Origin of the sequence: Actinomadura sp. NPDC000600, assembly GCF_040492135.1 — a bacterium.
Classification (GTDB): domain Bacteria; phylum Actinomycetota; class Actinomycetes; order Streptosporangiales; family Streptosporangiaceae; genus Spirillospora.
The window spans coordinates 262,719-280,096 of sequence record NZ_JBEUPD010000003.1 but is presented as its reverse complement, the minus strand read 5'-3'; the positions used below and the strand labels follow the sequence as shown (position 1 = coordinate 280,096).

Sequence of the window (17,378 nt, the reverse complement as noted above, 5' to 3'; positions counted from 1 at the left end):
TCGGCTGGCGTCCGCTGCGAGCATGAGTCACCCGGGCGGGGCGCCGCCTCCGTCCGGCACGACCGGCATGGCCCGTCGAGCATCGCAGGAGCTGACGTACCGATATGAGCGGCGACCATACGAACCGCCCCGTCCACGGCACCGCGGCAGGCGACGCGTACGTCGCGCTGCCCCCCACCGCGGTCGACGCCGTCCCGTCCGGCGCGACCCGGCTGATCGTGGCCTGGCCCGGTTTCGACCCGCCCCGGACGGCGGGCGCGCTGGCCACGGCGATCCCGATGACGGGCGTGCCGGTGTGGCGCGTCTACCTCGACCTGCCGGGCCGCTCGCCCGGCGGCCTCGGCTCCGGCGCGATCCTGGAGACCGAGAGCATCGAGGCGTACTGCGCGGCCGTGGAGAACGCCGTCGAGCGGCTGCCGGACGCGCTCGCGCAGATCCGCCGCGACCTCGACGTCCCGGACGGTCCCGTCGGCCTCGCGGGCTTCAGCGCGGGCGGCGCCGCCGCCCTGCTCGCGGTGGCGCGCGGCGCCGTGCCGGTGAGCACCGCCGCGGTCGTGGCTCCCGTCGTCGCCCCGGCGCGGGCCGCGCGGGCGGTGGAGAAGCGGTCCGGCCGGGAGCGCGCGTGGTCGGAGCACGCCGTCGCGCTCGCCGACCGGCTCGACCTCGGTTCGCTCGCCGCCGACATCGCCGGACGGGACGCCCCGGTCCTGCTCGTCGGCGGCGCCAAGGACCGCGTCGTCCCCGCACGGGAGATCACCGCGCTCCGCGACGAGCTGCGCAGGCACGGCGGCCGGGCGGAGTCGACCACGTTCCGGATGGCCCACGCGCTCGCTGCCGAGCCGGGCACCGAGCCCCGCCCGCCGATCACTGAGGCCGTCCGGGTCGACGGCGTCCTCACCGACTGGTTCCGCGACCGTCTCGCCACCGCGGCGCCCGGGGCCGCCGCCTCGGAGACGGCACGGCCCGGGGCCGGTGCGGGGGCCGCCGAAGCGGAAGGCGACACGCAGCCGATGGCGCGCCGCCACGGTTCGTGGACGTCCGGTGCGCAGGACGCCGAGGACGCCCAGGACGAGCGGACGGGCGCCGGGCTGGGCCACGGGTTCTGACCGCCCGGCGGGCACGCCGAGGCGCCCGCCGGGCGGGTGGAGAACCAACGGGATCAGCCCTTGGACAGGACCTCGTAGCGGACGGGGATGACACCCGACCCGGTGCCGCCGACCTTCTGCATCGCGGCCTTGGACAGGTCCAGGCAGCGTCCGCCCGCGTACGGGCCGCGGTCGTTGATTCGGACGACGACCGAACGGTCGTTGTTCTTGTTGGTCACGCGGACCTTCGAACCCATCGGCAGCGTCTTGTGCGCGGCCGTCAGCTCGCTCGGGTCGAAGGCCTCGCCGCTCGCGGTCATCTGGCCCTCCCAGTAGTAGGAGGCCTCGCACGAACCCGAGTCCACGACCTTGTACTGCTTCTTCTTCTTGGGCTTCGCCACGCTCGCGGCCTCGCTGTCGGACTTCGACGACTTCTTCTTGGGAGTCTTCGAAGGTGACGGCTCCGGAGAGCGGGGCCGGCCCCGGCCGGCCCGGGTCGGCTCGCCGTGCGGACGGTCCGCCAGCGGGTCCGCGGACTGGGGCGCGGTCTGCGCCGCCGATGCCGGTTCGGCGGTGCCGCCGCCCCCGGCCAGGGCGAACGCGCCCGCGGCCAGGACGGCGACGGCGGCGCCGGAGACGATCAGGATTGTCGTGAGGCGCGCTCGAAGAAGACGCCTGACAGGGCTACCCACAGAGGAGTCCTTTGTTAGGGGACAGGACCCCGGACGCCCGGCGGATCTCACCGCCGTCTCTCTCACGCGGCGTGGTCGGGCGAACGTCGGCCGTCCCCCGGATCCCCCGCCGCCTGCGGGCTCCTCAGCCCGCTCCGCGCCGCTTTCTCAGGCGCGTCCGCTTCCTCGCGGATCGGCGTCCGGCAGGTGCGGCTGGAAAGGCATCTTCACTTTTCATTGCTGAAGAGCCGCACAAGTCCCTGACCGTACGTTGTGTCCCCGGCAGATCAAGACGTAGAGCCGGTGTTTGTGGGCTTTGTCACCTCACCTTTTGCTCTGCGAAGCTGATCAACTTCGCAGAGTGACCGCATTTCAAGATCGTCTTTACTCCACGTATACCGCTTATCTCGGACGGATAACAAAAGGTCCGGCACAACGGAACGGGGCGGTCCGGAGGGAGATAGTCCCCCTCCGGACCGCCCCGTGACCTGGGACGACGTGCCCCGCGATCAGCCCCGCCCGGACACCAGCGGAATGCCCGGCGCCTTCGTCAGCGACCCCACCTTCGGCAGGCCGAGCGCGGACGCGTCCGGCATGGACAGCGGACCGTCCGCCGTCCCGCCGGACCGCTCCCGCGCTTTCAGGACGTCCACCACGCTGCCTTCGGTCCGGCCGAGACCCCCGGCCTTGGCCACGGTGCCCTCGACCTGGCCGAGCAGGTCGCCGGAAGGCGTCCCGGTCGCGTGCCGGGCGTTCGGCGCGAGCACCTGGCGGGCCGGCAGGCCGCCGGGGCTCACGGAGCCGAGCAGGGACGGCAGGCTCAGCAGCCCCGGCAGCGTTCCCGGACCGGCCATGCTGATGGGCGCCTCGGCGGCCCGGGCGTTCGGCAGGACCGGTCCCGCGCCGTCGGCCGGCTTGCCGGTGCGCAGGAGCTTTCCGCCGGTCAGGCCCTTGCCGAGACCGCCGATGGGCAGGCCCTTGCCGAGGTCGCCGAGCAGCGTCCCCGTAAGGTCGCCCGTCCCCCCGGACGGGACGGGCAGCTCCGTCCCCGCGTGGCGGTCGCGAGCGGTGCGCAGCCCCTGGCCCGCCGGGGCGGCCCGGAGCACTCCGTCGGCGGCGCCGGTGCCGACCTCGGCGGCTCGGCCGGCCGCCCCGGCGACCGGGGCGGGGAGCGTCCGCATGACGCCGTTGCCCGCCGCGGCGGCCTCGTAGAGGAGCCGCGTGGACGGGCCGATCGCCGCGCTCGGCGCCGCCTTCGCGGGTACGGCGTCCGTGGGCGCGGCCGCCACCGCGAGCGCGGCGACGAACGAGCCGAGGACGGTTGCTCCGAGCAGGCTTCTGGCTGAGCGGTTCATTCTTTTCCCCCGGGGTTTTCGGATTGACCCTGCACATGCGGTGTGCGGCCGAGAAGGCGATGAATCCCGGCGCACCGTCGAGCGGGGAGGCTAGTACACCCCGGTGGCGCGCACGGCCGATTCGAAAATGACTTGGGGAAAACCGAAGGATCTCCATGGAGTGATCATCGACATCGCACGAATCAGCAAATGCCGATAATTCTCGACAAAACAGAACGGGGGCGCCCCGAAGGGCACCCCCGCCTGGCGGGCTCGCGGGCTACTCGACCGCGCCGAGGGAGATGGCCTCGTCGACCTCGTCCTTGCGGGCGGCGAGTTCCGCCGCGTAGCGCTCCTCGTCGACCTTCTCGGCGATCTCCTCGTCCTGCCTCATGAGGGCCTCCAGGTCGGCCTTGGCGTTGTCGAGGACGCCCATGTCCGCATAGGCGGCCTGCACCTTGTCGCCCCAGAGCCCCACGTCCCGGACGCACGGGACGATGCGGCTGAAGAGCAGGGACTGGTAAAGCGTGAACATGTCGGAGTTGTCGACGTACTCCATGCACCGTTCCACCGGCATGTCGAGCTGCTCGAAGACCTCGCGCCCCTTGAAGCGGTCGCGCATCAGGTAGCAGCCCTCGACGACGAACTCCTGCCGCTCGGCCCGCTCCTTGTCGGTGAGCTCGGCGTAGTAGTCCTTGAGCGCGAGCCGCCCGAAGGCGACGTGGCGTGCCTCGTCCTGCATGACGTACGCGAGGAGCTGCTTGACCAGCGGGTTGGTCGACATGTCGCGGTACAGCCCGAACGCGGCGAGGGCGAGGCCCTCGATGAGGACCTGCATGCCGAGGTAGGGCAGGTCCCAGCGGCTGTCCTCCAGCGACTCGGCGAGCAGCTTCGCCAGGTCCTGGTTGATCGGGTAGTACATGCCGATCTTCTCGTGCACGAACTTCCCGTACAGCTCGACGTGCCGCGCCTCGTCCATGGTCTGGGTGGCGGCGTAGAACTTCGAGTCCAGGTCCGGGACGGACTGGACGATGCGCGCCGACACGTTCAGCGCGCCCTGCTCGCCGTGCAGGAACTGGCTGAACAGCCAGGAGCCCTGGTGGCGGCCGAACTCGTCCCGCTCCTTCTGGGACATCTTCTCCCAGATGTCGGACCCGAACAGCGGGTTGAAGTTCTCCGGCAGGCCGGCGACGTTGATCGGATCGACCTCAAGGTCCCAGTCGATGCGCTTCTGCGCGTCCCACTGCTTGTCCTTGCCCTTCTGGTACAGGTTCAGCAGCCGGTCGCGGCCTTCGTCGTACTCCCAGGTGAAGCGGGTGTCGCCCGCCATCGGGACGTTCCACGTGTCCGTGGGGACAGGCGTGGCGTAGAGGTCGTAGGAACTCACGGGGGGATCCTCCTCCAGGGGTGACGCCGCACGATCGCGACGCGGGTGTGCACCGCCCATGGCTTTACATGACTTCGTAACATGTAAAGCGCGCGGAGGCCAGGGAGTCGCCGGAATCCGTCACGGAAGCGCCACCGAACACAGCCGCCCGCGACCCCCGTGGAGAGGGTGCGGGCGGAAGTGTCCCGGGTCAGCGGGACTGGAGGGCGTCCAGGCCGACGGCCTGGGCGATGACGAGCCGGCGGTCGATGCGCGGATCGTTGATCTCGATGACGTAGCGGTCGCGGAAGCCGAACTTCTTGTCGACGCTGAAGACCACCTGGTCGCCGGCGTAGAAGTCGAAGTGGTACGGCCAGGCGAACGGCAGGTTCTCCACGTACGGGATGAAGTTCCAGACCCGCCGCAGCACGGCCACGAACTTGTTGCGCTCGCTGCCGGTCGTCACGCCGAGGCCCGGCTGCTCGAGGTGCCAGGTGGAGGCGATCAGCGACTTCTTGAAGTCCTTGCGGAAGACCCCGATCGGCTGCCCGTGCGCGTCCGTGATGTCGTACGCCGACGCCAGGTCGATGCGCTTGCGCGCCTTGAACCCGAGGATCGGGCGCGTCTTGGAGTCGTCCGAGTACAGGGTGACCTGCTCCTTGAACGCCAGCCGCTTCTGCTGCGCGAAGGCGAGCAGCTCGCCCTCCTCGCCGCCGGGCCCCTCCGCGTGCACCTCGTACTGGTTCACCATCAGGCGCACCCGCTGCCGGATCAGCAGCCTGCGCTGCGCCTGGAGTCTTTCCTCGTCCAGCGAACTCACCCGTTCCGTGTCGGTTTGCGGAGGGGAGTCTGCCATAGCGAGTCCCTTTCAACCGACGTTTCCCGGATGCCTTCGCTGCCCGGTTCAGGACTCCTGGATGTGGGCGGCGAGGTAGCCGTGGATCAGCCGCTCGGCCTCGGCGACGATCTCCGGGTCGCCGTCCGGGCTGCGGCGGAACGCCATCTTCAGCACGGCGTCGCCCGCCTCGACCGAGATGGCGAGCGCGGTGGCGAGGCCGGGGGTGTCCTGGACGCCGAAGGTGTCCACGATCATCCTGCGGAGCCGGTCGGCGACCACCGCGTTGTTGTCGGCGTCGGAGTCGAGCAGGTTGACGTCGGCGACGTCGCCGAAGCGCAGCACCCGGAAGCCGGGCACGGTCCGGTGCATCTCCACGAAGATCTCGATGATCGCGCCGACCGTGTCGGACCAGTCGGCGAACCGCCCTCCGGCGAGCCGCGCGGAGATGCGGTCGCCGAACTCCTCCAGGTTGCGCAGCGCGAGCGCCTGCGCGACGGCGCGCTTGTCGGGGAAGAACTGGTACACCGAGCCGATCGCCACCTCGGCGCGCTGGGCGATGCGCGTGGTGGTCAGGCCGTCGTAGCCGTCCTCGTCCAGGATCTCGGCGCAGGCGTCCAGCATCCGCTGGACGCGTTCGGCGCTGCGGCGCTGGGCCGGGCGGCGGCGGAGCGGCGTTCGGATCTCGGTCACCTCGCCATTGTCCCCCGAACGGACCGGTGCAGAGCATGCGCAGCCTGCCGTACCTCCGGGGCCACAGGAGTCTTCCGTCCGCACCACCCCGCCACTAATATCCGAATACTATTCGCATTTCGGACAGACCGTCGGGGAGGGGAACGCGGATGGGTCTTCCAGAGGGCTTCCGCTGGGGCGTCGCCACCGCCGCCTACCAGATCGAAGGGGCGGTCGACGAGGACGGGCGGGGCCCGTCCACCTGGGACACGTTCTCCCACACGCCGGGGCGGACCCGCGACGGCCACACCGGCGACGTCGCCTGCGACCACTACCACCGGTGGCCCCAGGACGTCGCGCTGATGGCGGGCCTCGGCGTCGACAGCTACCGGTTCTCCATCGCGTGGCCGCGCGTGCAGCCCTCCGGGAGCGGCGCCGTCAACGCGAAGGGCCTCGACTTCTACGACCGGCTCGTGGACGGCCTGCTCGCCGCCGGCATCGCCCCCGCCGCCACCCTCTACCACTGGGACCTCCCGCAGCCGCTCGAGGACGCCGGCGGCTGGATGGTGCGCGACACCGCCTACCGGTTCGCCGAATTCTCCTACCTGGCGGCCGAGCGCCTCGCCGACCGCGTCGACATGTGGATAACCCTGAACGAGCCCGTGGTCGTCACCGCCTACGGCTACGCGTTCGGCGTCTACGCCCCCGGCCGGGCGCTCCTGCTCGACGCGCTGCCCACGGCGCACCACCAGCTCCTCGGCCACGGCCTCGCCGTCAACGCCCTGCGCAGCCGGGGCGCCCGCTCGGTCGGGCTGACCAACCACTACTCCCCGGCCTGGGCCGCCTCCCCCGCCGACCAGCCCGCGGCCGACGCCTTCGACGCCTTCATGAACCGGCTGTTCACCGACCCCGTCCTGCTCGGCGCCTACCCGGACCTGATGGGGGACGCGCCGTTCATCCGCTCCGAGGACATGTCGGTCATCGCCTCGCCCCTCGACTTCCTGGGCGTGAACTACTACCAACCGACGCGGCTCGCGACCCCGGCCGAGGGCCCGCTGCCGTTCGACATCGTGGACATCACCGAGTACCCGACGACGGGGATGGGCTGGCCGATCGTGCCGGACGCCTTCCTGTCGCTGCTGCGCACCCTCGACTCCCGCTACGACCTGCCGCCGCTCTACATCACCGAGAACGGATGCTCGTTCGCCGACGAGCCCGGCCCGGACGGCACCGTGGACGACGCGTCCCGCATCGAGTTCCTGGACGCCCACATCGCGGCCGTGCGGGCCGCCGTCGAGGAGGGTGTCGACATCCGCGGCTACTTCACCTGGTCGCTCCTGGACAACTTCGAATGGGCGGAGGGCTACCACCCGCGCTTCGGGCTCGTCCACGTCGACTACGAGACGCAGAAGCGCACGCCGAAGGCGTCCTACGGCTGGTACCGCGACCTCATCGCCTCGTCCAAGCGTCGCTGACGGGCCCGGCGGGCGACCGCTTCTACCCTTGAAGCATGCCCGTCGAAGTGCAGGAACTCGGAAGAGCGGTCAGGCAGGCCCACCACCGGCAGCACCGCGCGCTCGACGGCCGCCTCGCCGCGGCCGGCACGACGCCCGCCCAGTGGGACGCGCTGCGCGCGATCAGCCGTGCCCCGGGGGCGTCCGCGCGCGCCCTCGCGGCGGAGACGTTCCAGAGCGAGCAGGCGTTCGGGACGCTCGCCGGGCGCCTGGCCGCCCAGGGGCTGATCGACCGGCGCCCGGGCCGCCACCGCAGCGTGGAGCACCACCTCACCCCCGCCGGTGAGAAGCTCCTCGGCACCGGCCGGCGGATCGTCGACGAGGCCCTGGCCGAACTCTTCGCGCCTCTGCCGGAGGACGACCGCGCCACGCTCCTGGCCCTGCTGCTGCGCCTCTCCCCGTGACCGCTTTGCGGCATGCTGATGCGCATGGAGTCTCCTGAGAACCTCGCGGACGTGCGTGCGCGGATCGACGCCATCGACGGGCGCCTCGTCCGGCTGCTCGCCGAACGCGAGGAACTGGTGCGAGCGGCCGCCGCCTTCAAGCGCGACGAGCAGGCCGTCCGCGCGCCCGACCGGGTCGAGCAGGTCGTCCGGCTGGCGCGGGAACGGGCCGCGGACGCCGGGCTCTCGCCCGAGGTCGCGGAGGCGGTGTGGCGGGCGATGATCGGCGCCTTCGTCGACCTGGAGCTGACCGAGCACGCGAGCGGCCGCGGATAGGCTGCTCTCTCCGCTTCGTCGTGGAGGTTCTGAATGCCGGAGACCCGTCCGCTGCGCGCCACCGACCCCCGTGAGATCGGCGGGTTCCGGCTGACGGCCCGGGTCGGCGAGGGCGCCCAGGGCGTCGTCTTCCTGGGCGAGTCGGAGACCGGCGAGCGAGTCGCCGTGAAGCTCCTGCACGCGGACATCGGACGGGACGAGCGGGCCCGCACGCTCTTCGACCGGGAGCTGGCGGCGGCCCGCAGCGTCGCCCCCTTCTGCACCGCCCGCGTCCTCGCGGCGGAGGCCGACGGAGACACCCCCTACATCGTCAGCGAGTACATCGACGGGCCCTCGCTGCGCGACCGGGTCCTCGCGGAGGGCGTGGCGTCCCCGGAGGAGCTGGTCAGGCTCGCGGTCGGCACCGCCACCGCGCTCGCGGCCATCCACGAGGCCGGCGTCGTCCACCGCGACTTCAAGCCGGCCAACGTGCTGCTCGGCCCGGACGGCCCGAAGGTCATCGACTTCGGCGTCGCGCGCCCGCTGGAGGCGACCTCCGCCACCCTGACCGGTGCCGTCGGCACCCCCGCCTACATGGCGCCGGAGCAGGTCGCGGGGTCCGCGGGCGGCGCGCCGCTGGACATGTTCGCGTGGGGCTGCACGATGGCGTTCGCCGCGAACGGCGTCCCGCCGTTCGGCGGCGATTCGGTGCCGGTCATCATGCAGCGGATCCTGTACGGGCAGCCTGACCTGGGCGCGCTGACCGGCGACCTGCGGACGCTCGTCGCGTCCTGCCTGGAGAAGGAACCGGCGGCCCGCCCGACCGCGCTCCAGGTGCTCCAGCGGCTGCTCGGCCTCGGCCCGAACGCCGACCTCCTCGCGGAGGGCACCTCGGCCGCCGCCCGACCGGAAGCATCACCGCAGGCCGCGAACTGGACGCCACCGGCCGCCGCGCACCAGGCCCCGACGCACCCGCCCGCCCCGCAGCCGTCCTCGGTGCCGCCGGGCGCCGGAGGCTGGCCGCCGGCGGCCCCCGTGCCCCCGTTCCCGCCGCCGGGGAGCTACCCGCACCCGGGGAACCCGCGGCCGGCCGGACGGGGCGGCCGGGTGCTGCTCATCACCGGAGCGGCCGCCGCGGCCGTGATGCTGGCCGGCGGGCTCGTCGCCGCGACCCTCCTCGACGGCGACGACAAGGCCAAGGACAGCGGGAGCGGCGGCAGGACGCCGGTCGCCCAGTCGGCGCCGTCCAGTTCCTGCGAATACCGGACCGTGACCGGCACGAACAACAGGGACGTCGGGAAGCCGCCGGCCCGGCTCCCGGCAGCGGTCCTGTCGCGCGCCGCCATCCAGACCAACCTCGGCACGCTCCAGCTCTCACTGGACGCCGGGACGGCGCCTTGCACGGTGAACTCCCTCGCCCACCTCGCCGCCCAGAAGTTCTACGACGGCACCTCGTGCCACCGGCTGACGACGGACCCGACCCTCCAGGTCCTCCAGTGCGGCGACCCGACCGGGACGGGGCAGGGCGGTCCCGCCTACCAGTTCGACGACGAGAGCCTGAGCTCCGCGCGTTACACGCGCGGCACCGTGGCCATGGCCAACGCGGGCCCGAACACCAACGGCAGCCAGTTCTTCATCCTGTACGGCGACACCGCGAACCTCCCCGCGTCCTACACGGTCTTCGGCCGGGTCACCTCCGGCTTGGACATCGTGGACAAGGTCGCCAAGAAGGGCGTCGCGGGCGGCGGCACGGACGGCTCCCCGCTGCAGAAGGTCACGATCAAGGCGCTCCGCACGTCCTGACCGGGCGGTCATGGCACCCGGATTAGAACCGGCCCCGCAGCGCGTTGGAGATGGTGAAACAGGCCCCCGACCTAGGAGGACGCTCACCATGGCCCTCAAGCGACCGTCCTTCCTGCCGTCCCTGGACGAGCTCGAACAGCAGGCCGAGAGCAGGTCCTCCCAGCGCGGGCGCCCCGGCTCCCAGTTCGACCACCCCACGGCCAAGGCCCTGTTCGTGGCCGCCCTGGCGGTCACCGTCGTCGCCCACGTCGTCGCCGGCATCGTCTTCCTCGTCCTGGGCTTCTGACCCGCAGCTCAGGCCAGGAAGTCCGCGACGGTCCGCGTGAAGCGAGCGGGATCGTCCAGCCACGGGTAGTGCCCGGCTCCCGGCTGGACCACCGATTCCGCGTACGGGAACAGCTCCGCGGCCCGGGCGGCGACGCGAGGTGGCGGGGCGCCGTCGAGCTCGGCCGCGAGCACGAGGGCCGGGGCCGCCAGCCCGGCGATCGCGGCGCGCGCCGCGGCGGGATCGAAGGCCTCGGGCGACGCGTAGAGATCCGCCGCCTCGTCGTTGGTCTCTTCGGCCTCGGAAGCCGCGTGGCGCCGGGCGACCGCATCCCAGCGCCCGTGGAAGAAGGGCGCGGCGGCGTCCCAATCGGCGTCCGACGCCGTCCCCGCCAGAACGGCCTCGAAAGCGTCGCGGCCGGCGGCGAACCAGGGCTCCGCCCGGCGCTTCGCCGCCGCCTCGCGCCGGTGCTCGGCGGTGAAACCGATGCCCAGCGCACGAAAACGGGCCGTGACGAGGACCAGCCTCCGGACGCGCCGCGCGTACCGGGCGGCATGGAGCACGGCGATGTCCCCGCCCGCCGAATGCGCGAGGACGTCGACGCGCTCCAAGCCGAGATGCTCGCGCAGCGCCTCGACGTCGCCGACCTGCCGGTCGCACCGGTACGTCGCCCTGTCCCGGGGAACGGCCGAGGCGCCCGTCCCCCGCAGGTCCAGCAGGACGAGCCGGCGATGGCGCGCCAGGCCACCGAGGTCGCCCAGGTAGGAGGAGGCGCGCATCGGTCCGCCGGGCACGCACACCAGCGGCTCACCTGCTCCCACGAGGCGGTAGGCGAGTTCGGTTCCGTCGGGGGCCGCGAACGTCGGCATGCCCGCCGTCCTCGTGACCGAACGCCTTCCCCGCAATGACAAAAACAGGTGCCGGGAGGCGGCCGGAGGGGCCATGGTGAGGGGATGCTGGTCGATCATTTCCCGCCGCTCGGGCTGCGGCTGACGACGCCGCGGCTGGAGCTGCGCCTGCCTTCGCCCGAGGAACTCGCCGCGCTGGCCGACGTCGCCGCCGAGGGCATCCACGACCCGGAGACGATGCCGTTCCTCGTGCCGTGGACCGACCGTCCGCCCGCCGAGGTCGCACGCGGCGTCGTCCAGCACCACTGGAGGAACCTCGCGGAGTGGACACCCGAGAAATGGCAGCTCGACCTCACCGTGCTCCATGAGGGCGAAGTCGTCGGGCAGCAGTCCCTGTGGGCGCAGGACCTCGTCGTCCTCCGGCAGGTCGCGACCGGTTCGTGGCTCGGCCGCCGCCACCAGGGGCAGGGGATCGGCACCGAGATGAGGGCGGCCGTCCTGCACCTGGCCTTCGCGGGCCTGGACGCCGAGGAGGCCGTCTCCAGCGCCTTCGAGGGCAGCCACGCCTCGAACGCGGTGTCGCGCAAGCTCGGCTACCGCCCCAACGGCGTGGACCGCCATGTCGTCCGCGGGTCCATGACGATCGACCAGCGGTACCGGCTCACCCGGGAGGACTGGGAGCGGCACCGCGGCGTCCCGGTCACGATCGAGGGCCTCGCTCCCTGCCGGACGATGCTGGGGCTTCCGAAGTGACGGAGCGGACGTTCGAGGACCTGGTCGCCGAGGCCGGGACGGTCTCCGTGGCGGGCTGGGACTTCTCCTGGCTGGACGGCCGCGCGACGGAGCAGCGCCCGTCCTGGGGGTACCAGCGCCTGATGAGCGAGCGGCTGGGCCGCGCGCGGGCGGCGCTCGACATCGAGACCGGCGGCGGCGAGGTGCTCGCGGGAGCCGAGCGGTTCCCGCCGACGATGGCGGCGACCGAGTCGTGGCCGCCGAACATCGCCAAGGCCACCCGCCTCCTGCACCCCCGGGGCGCCGTCGTGGTCGCCGACTCCGGCGAGCCGCCGCTCCCGTTCGCCGACGAGGCGTTCGACCTGGTCGTCAGCCGCCATCCGGCCACGGTCCGGTGGGCCGAGATCGCGCGGGTCCTCGCCCCGGGCGGGACCTACTTCGCCCAGCACGTCGGCCCGGCGAGCGTCTTCGAGCTGACCGAGTTCTTCCTCGGACCCCAGCCCGAGGCACGCCGCGCGCGGGACCCGGAGGTCGAGAGCGCCGACGCCCGGGCGGCAGGGCTCGACATCGCGGACCTGCGTTCCGAGCGGCTCCGCATGGAGTTCTTCGACATCGGCGCGGTCGTCTACTTCCTGCGCAAGGTGATCTGGATCGTCCCCGGCTTCACCGTCGACGGCCACCGCGACCGCCTGCGCGAACTGGACGCGCGGATCCGGCGCGACGCCGTTTTCACCGCCCACTCGTCCCGCACCCTCATCGAGGCCCGCAAGCCGTCGTGAGGCGGGCGCGCTACGCCGCGGCGGTCAGCCGGTAGGCGGTGCCGCTGCTGCCCTGCACCCAGGCGTCGGGCAGGGCGGCGGCCAGGGCGTGCTGGGCACGCCAGCCCGTGCAGTGGCCCGGGACGACGAGTCCGGGGGCGAGGCCGGTGAGGGCGGCGACGGTGGGCGGGATGACCGGTTCGAAGGCCGGGCCGCCGAGGTGCAGCCCGCCGACGAGCGCGTACAGCCCGTCGACCCCCGTCAGGCGCTGCGCGTGCCGGACGATGTTGATCGCGCCCGCGTGGCCGCAGCCGGTCAGCACGACCAGCCCGCGGCCCCGGACGTGGACGACGAGCGCCTGGTCGTCGAGGACGAGCGGGTCGTGCACCCAGTCGGCGCCCGTCCAGGCCTGGTGCGGGGGCGGCATGCCGTGCTCGAACTCGGTGGTCCGGTCCACCTCGCCGGTGATCAGGACGCTGCCGTCCAGCAGCAGCGAGGGCTCGCGGCGCTCGATGACCTCGAAGCCCTCCCCGTTCAGCGCCCGCTTGCTCAGCGTCGGCAGTTCCTCGACCTCCCGGCCGGGGACGGCGAGGCGGCGCCTCGTCCACACCAGCGGATGCAGGACCATCGGCAGCGAGCGCACGCCGAGCAGGCCCGCCATCCCCGCCAGCCCGCCCGTGTGGTCGAAGTGGCCGTGGCTGAGCACGACGCCCTGGACGTCGCCGAGGTCGACGCCGAGCCTGTCGGCGTTGGTGACCATCGCGTCGGGCGTCCGGCCGGTGTCGAACAGCAGCGTGGTCGAGCGGCCGGCCCGGCGCACCGTGACCAGCGCGGCGAACCCGTGCTCGGCGATCATCCCCGCGGTGGTGCGGCCGCCCTCGAACTGCGGCGCGGCCACGACGCCCGCGCCGGCCCGTGCCCGGCGGGTGCGCTCGTCATCGCCCAGCAGAGCGTCGTAGACGTTGTCGACCAGGGTGAGGATCTCGACCTCGTCCACCGGCTCCAGCGCGATGGGATCGACCGCCGCCCCGCGCACCTCGCGCGGCATCGACGCCGCGGCCTCCCCCGTCCCGCCGGTGGTCTCGCACATACCGGCAGCCTAACCGCCGGTCCGCAGGCCGCTCCCGCGCGACACGGGCGGCGTAGACTGAATGATCATGATTTGGACCGCTTAGGGAAGGTCGTGGCGGCGGGATGGCGGATTCCGGAGAAGCCTCGTCCGTGCCCGGTGTCGACACCGGCACACCGAGCGTGGCCCGCATGTACGACTACTTCCTGGGCGGCAAGGACAACTACGCCTCGGACCGCGCGGCGGCGGAGGCGGTCGCGCAGGCGCTCCCCACGGTCGAGGGGGTCGCCCGCGCGAACCGCGCGTTCCTCCAGCGCGCCGTCCGCCACGTGGCCGGGCTCGGCATCGACCAGTTCCTGGACATCGGCACCGGCCTGCCCACGCAAGGCAACGTGCACGAGATCGCCCGGAAGGAGCGGCCCGGCGCGCGGGTCGTGTACGTCGACAACGATCCGATGGTGACCGTCCACGCGCGGGCTCTGGTCGCGACGGACGAGCTGACCGCGATCGTCCAGGCCGACATGCGCGAGCCGGACACGGTGCTGGACGATCCGCAGGTGCACACGCTGATCGATTTCCGGCGTCCGGTCTGTGTGCTGTTCGTCGCCGTCCTGCACTTCCTCCATGACGAGGAGAACCCGGCCGCGCTCGTACGGCGCTTCACCGACGCCCTGCCCGCGGGCAGCCACGTCATCCTGTCGCACGCGGCGCTGGAGGAGCAGCGCAACGTCCAGGTCGGGGAGACCTACCGGGCGCAGTCTGCGAGCGCGAGCCTGGTGGCCAGGACCCGCGACCAGGTGACGGCGCTCCTCGACGGCCTCACCATCCTGGACCCGGGCGTCGTCCGCCTGCACGAGTGGCGCCCCTACGGCGGCGAGTACATCACCGACGCCGGCTGGACGGCCGTGGCCCGCAAGGACCGCTGACATCACGCGGGCGACGACCGGCGCGTGATGCACGGGGATGCGCGACGAACGGCGGATGACCAGCGGGGGAGGCGGAGGCGAAGATCGTCGCATGGACCCCGAACTGGAAGCATTCGTCTCGATGGTGCCCCGGGTCGATCTGACCGACCCGGACGCCGCGCGGAAGAACTACGCCATGGCGGCCGCGGCGAGGCCGGCGCCGGACACCGCGACCATGGACGTCGAGGACCGCACGGTCCCCGCTGATCCGGAAGTGGCGGTGCGGATCTATCGCCCGCGCCCTGCCCAGGGGGCCGTCGTCTGGCTGCATGGCGGCGGATTCGTCATGGGCGACCTGGACACCGAGCATCTCTGGGCCACCCGGATCGCCGAGGGCTCAGGCGCTGTGGTGATCTCGGTGGACTACCGGCGCTCCCCCGAGAACCCGTTCCCGGCCGCCCTCGACGACATCTACGCCGTGCTCGCCTGGGCGGCCGGGAACGCGGCCGGACTCGGCATCGACCCGGAGCGGATCGCCGTCGGAGGCCACAGCGCCGGTGCGGGGCTGGCGGCCCAGGTGGCGTTGCGGGCGCGGGACCGGCACGGTCCGCCGGTTCGCTTCCAGCTGCTCAACGAGCCCGAGCTCGATGATCGGCAGCAGACCTGGTCGCAGCGGAACTTCACCGACACGCCCTGGATCGACCGCGACGTCGTCGCCGCGTCGTGGCGGCACTACTTGGGCTCCGCGCCCGGCACACCCGAAGCAGCCCCGGCCCGGGCGGCGGACCTGTCAGGACTCCCACCGGCCTATATCGCCACCGCGGAGTTCGACCCGAACCGCGATGAGGCCATCGAATACGGACTGCGCCTGCTCCAGGCAGGGGTGTCGGTCGAGTTGCACCAGTGGCCCGGTACCTTCCACGGGTCCCAGGCGATCCAGTCCGCCGAGGTGTCCCAACGGCAGGTGGCCGCTCTCGGCGCCGTCCTGCGGCGGGCCCTGGCCAGGTGAGTTCGCCGCCGCGAACGTAGGCGCGGAGCGCACTGGTCGCTCCACCCCCGGTCGGGACCACGGCGGCGCGCTACATCCCGGCGGTCCGGGCGTCAGCCGCGCAGGGCGGAGGCGAAGATCCTCGGCAGCGCGCGCCAGCGCGGTCGTGCCGTGAAACCGGTCAGCAGCCGTCCGGTGGCGGCGGCGGTGCGGTTGGTGACGAACCACGGGGGCTTCGGGGAGATGGACCGCTCCCCGTGCAGGATGGACCGTGGCGAAGGCCGGAACGGCCCGGTCAGGACGGTGCGCTCGGTGTGATCGAGGAGCAGGGCGTTGTGGACGACGCCGATGCCGCTCTGCACGTCCTCCAGGGTGTGTCCCGGGTAGGCCCCCCAGGTCGCCCGTGGGGTGAGGAAGCCGAGGCCGGTCCAGGCGTTCACCCCGATCGTGCCGTAGCGCAGGTCGGCGACGGCCGTGCGGAGACGGCCGCCGAGCGCCCTGATCGTCGCGGGATGGACGATGATGTTGGCGCCCAGGGTGCCGCGCAGCCGGTCGTTGGCGGCGGCCACCGCGGCGTCGAGGAACTCCGCGCCTGTCCCGGGCAGCTCGGCGACGCCGAGCACAGGGCCGAAGTACTCGGTGGAGAAGGCCGACTCCCCCGCGTCGGTGAGGTCCAGGCCGGTGAGCAGCGTGCGTTCCGGTGTCCCGCCGACGGCCTCGGCCGCCGGGTGGAGACGGCGGGCGGACCGGACGCGCGCGTCGCATCCCGGGTACCACGCCGGGCGGGCCGGTGCGGCCCTCAGCGCCCGGCGGAGGGCGGCGAGGAAGTCGTCCTTCTGCGCCCAGTCGGAGCTGAGGATCACGATCTGACCGGCGACGCAGTTGCACCCGCTGTTGTGCAGGCGCTGGGTGGCCACGTGCTCGGCCTGGAACCGCAGGTCCGCCGCGGACCACTCGCCCGGCACGACGATGACGGGGCAGACCCCGCCGAGCTCGCTGGTCATCGGCTTGTCCAGCCGCGGAGCGCCCGCCGCCTTCCCGGCCGCCGCCTCGTCGCCCACGCCCCACACGACGGCGTCGTGGGTCGCCTCGCTCCCGGTCATGTGGACCGCCGTGATCCCCGGGTGGTTCGCCAGGGTCGAGCCGACTTCGGCTCCCCCGCTGACGATCTCGACGAGGCCGCGGTCGATCAGCGGCAGGAAGATGGTGCGGAAGACCCCGAGGAGCGGGTCGGTGATGGGGTTCAGCTTGAGCACGACGGTTCGGTTGTCGGCGTACAGCTGGTAGAGCACGTCGAGCGGAGGGATGGAGAAGATGTTGCCCGCGCCCAGCACCAGTGCCACGCCGCCGGTCCGCTCCGGTGTCCGCTGCCCGAGTCCCGCACCGTCATGCAGCTGCTCCTCGGTGACGCCCGGCTTCGTCCAGACCTCGGCCTGGAAGCCGTTGAGCAGGAGCCTGTCGAAGACGTGGTGCGGCAGGATCCGGACGGCGAGCCGACCGCCCGGCGCCTCGCCGACGCCGTATCCCGCGAGCACCCGGCCGCCGCGGCCCAGGCGGTCCAGGGTCTCCTGCAGCGCCTGCGCGTAGCCGATCAGGGCGTACGGGCCACTGGTCCACTCCTCGCCGACGGACGGCGAGGCCGTGGGGAGTCGCTTGATGCGCGCCGCGATGCGGACCCACTCGGCCGCGTTCGCGTGGGCGGCCCGCATCACCTCCAGGAGCAGGTCGCGGCGCTCGGCCAGGGGGGTCGCGGCCCACGCCTTCTCGCCGGCGGCGAGGCGCTGGACGAGCGCGTCGGGGTCGAGGTGGGCGCCGGCCGGTTCTGTCAGCCTCAT

The 17,378-nt window shown here is 72.7% G+C and carries 18 protein-coding genes; 10 read left to right on the top strand and 8 right to left on the bottom strand.

Going from position 1 to position 17,378, the window contains the following annotated elements; all coding sequences use genetic code 11:
* Positions 1-104: 104 nt before the first annotated feature.
* Positions 105-1,106: an alpha/beta hydrolase gene (locus tag ABWI07_RS06490; protein WP_353817915.1), complete on the top strand. Its 1,002-nt coding sequence runs from the start codon at positions 105-107 to the stop codon at positions 1,104-1,106.
* 53 nt (positions 1,107-1,159) lie between these two features.
* Here ABWI07_RS06490 and ABWI07_RS06485 read toward each other — a convergent pair whose 3' ends face one another.
* From ABWI07_RS06485 to ABWI07_RS06465, 5 genes are all read right to left on the bottom strand, one after another.
* Positions 1,160-1,777 carry a septal ring lytic transglycosylase RlpA family protein gene (locus ABWI07_RS06485; protein WP_353817914.1) on the bottom strand — a complete coding sequence of 206 codons (618 nt, stop codon included), beginning with the start codon at positions 1,775-1,777 and terminating at the stop codon, positions 1,160-1,162.
* A gap of 488 nt (positions 1,778-2,265) precedes the next feature.
* Positions 2,266-3,111, bottom strand: a complete 846-nt coding sequence (locus tag ABWI07_RS06480; RefSeq protein WP_353817913.1) for a hypothetical protein — start codon at positions 3,109-3,111, stop codon at positions 2,266-2,268.
* Positions 3,112-3,370: 259 nt separating this feature from the next.
* Positions 3,371-4,477: a ferritin-like domain-containing protein gene (locus tag ABWI07_RS06475; protein ID WP_149260078.1), complete on the bottom strand. Its 1,107-nt coding sequence runs from the start codon at positions 4,475-4,477 to the stop codon at positions 3,371-3,373.
* Between the two features lie 190 nt (positions 4,478-4,667).
* Positions 4,668-5,312 carry an LURP-one-related family protein gene (locus ABWI07_RS06470; protein ID WP_235036882.1) on the bottom strand — a complete coding sequence of 215 codons (645 nt, stop codon included), beginning with the start codon at positions 5,310-5,312 and terminating at the stop codon, positions 4,668-4,670.
* 48 nt (positions 5,313-5,360) lie between these two features.
* Positions 5,361-5,984, bottom strand: a complete 624-nt coding sequence (locus tag ABWI07_RS06465; RefSeq protein ID WP_149260079.1) for a TetR/AcrR family transcriptional regulator — start codon at positions 5,982-5,984, stop codon at positions 5,361-5,363.
* A 149-nt stretch (positions 5,985-6,133) separates the two neighbouring features.
* Between ABWI07_RS06465 and ABWI07_RS06460 the strand changes: the two genes are divergently transcribed.
* From ABWI07_RS06460 to ABWI07_RS06440, 5 genes are all read left to right on the top strand, one after another.
* The gene (locus ABWI07_RS06460; RefSeq protein ID WP_353817912.1) at positions 6,134-7,438 is read left to right on the top strand and encodes a GH1 family beta-glucosidase; all 1,305 of its coding nucleotides are present in this window, start codon (positions 6,134-6,136) and stop codon (positions 7,436-7,438) included.
* A 35-nt stretch (positions 7,439-7,473) separates the two neighbouring features.
* Positions 7,474-7,881, top strand: coding sequence for a MarR family winged helix-turn-helix transcriptional regulator (locus tag ABWI07_RS06455; protein ID WP_353817911.1), 408 nt, complete (start codon positions 7,474-7,476; stop codon positions 7,879-7,881).
* Positions 7,882-7,905: 24 nt separating this feature from the next.
* On the top strand, positions 7,906-8,196 hold the full coding sequence (locus tag ABWI07_RS06450) for a chorismate mutase (protein ID WP_200841936.1): 291 nt from the start codon (positions 7,906-7,908) through the stop codon (positions 8,194-8,196).
* A 33-nt stretch (positions 8,197-8,229) separates the two neighbouring features.
* Positions 8,230-9,978, top strand: coding sequence for a protein kinase domain-containing protein (locus tag ABWI07_RS06445; protein WP_353817910.1), 1,749 nt, complete (start codon positions 8,230-8,232; stop codon positions 9,976-9,978).
* An 88-nt stretch (positions 9,979-10,066) separates the two neighbouring features.
* Entirely contained in the window at positions 10,067-10,264 is a 198-nt protein-coding gene (locus tag ABWI07_RS06440) for a hypothetical protein (protein ID WP_149260084.1), read from the top strand.
* 8 nt (positions 10,265-10,272) lie between these two features.
* On the opposite strand, the gene ABWI07_RS06435 is transcribed toward ABWI07_RS06440, so the two are convergent.
* The gene (locus tag ABWI07_RS06435) at positions 10,273-11,112 is read right to left on the bottom strand and encodes an alpha/beta fold hydrolase (protein WP_353817909.1); all 840 of its coding nucleotides are present in this window, start codon (positions 11,110-11,112) and stop codon (positions 10,273-10,275) included.
* Positions 11,113-11,196: 84 nt separating this feature from the next.
* Between ABWI07_RS06435 and ABWI07_RS06430 the strand changes: the two genes are divergently transcribed.
* Both ABWI07_RS06430 and ABWI07_RS06425 read left to right on the top strand, forming a co-directional pair.
* Entirely contained in the window at positions 11,197-11,844 is a 648-nt protein-coding gene (locus ABWI07_RS06430; protein ID WP_353817908.1) for a GNAT family N-acetyltransferase, read from the top strand.
* Positions 11,841-12,602 carry a class I SAM-dependent methyltransferase gene (locus tag ABWI07_RS06425; protein WP_149260087.1) on the top strand — a complete coding sequence of 254 codons (762 nt, stop codon included), beginning with the start codon at positions 11,841-11,843 and terminating at the stop codon, positions 12,600-12,602. Before ABWI07_RS06430 ends, ABWI07_RS06425 begins: the two co-directional genes overlap by 4 nt.
* A 10-nt stretch (positions 12,603-12,612) precedes the next feature.
* Here the strand turns inward: ABWI07_RS06425 and ABWI07_RS06420 are convergent, their stop codons facing one another.
* Positions 12,613-13,671: an MBL fold metallo-hydrolase gene (locus tag ABWI07_RS06420; protein WP_149260088.1), complete on the bottom strand. Its 1,059-nt coding sequence runs from the start codon at positions 13,669-13,671 to the stop codon at positions 12,613-12,615.
* A gap of 131 nt (positions 13,672-13,802) precedes the next feature.
* Between ABWI07_RS06420 and ABWI07_RS06415 the strand changes: the two genes are divergently transcribed.
* A complete protein-coding gene (locus ABWI07_RS06415; RefSeq protein WP_235036883.1) occupies positions 13,803-14,576 on the top strand; it encodes an SAM-dependent methyltransferase in 774 nt (257 codons plus the stop codon).
* A gap of 91 nt (positions 14,577-14,667) precedes the next feature.
* Positions 14,668-15,564, top strand: a complete 897-nt coding sequence (locus ABWI07_RS06410; protein WP_353817907.1) for an alpha/beta hydrolase — start codon at positions 14,668-14,670, stop codon at positions 15,562-15,564.
* A gap of 92 nt (positions 15,565-15,656) precedes the next feature.
* Here ABWI07_RS06410 and ABWI07_RS06405 read toward each other — a convergent pair whose 3' ends face one another.
* Positions 15,657-17,378: an aldehyde dehydrogenase family protein gene (locus tag ABWI07_RS06405; RefSeq protein ID WP_353817906.1), complete on the bottom strand. Its 1,722-nt coding sequence runs from the start codon at positions 17,376-17,378 to the stop codon at positions 15,657-15,659.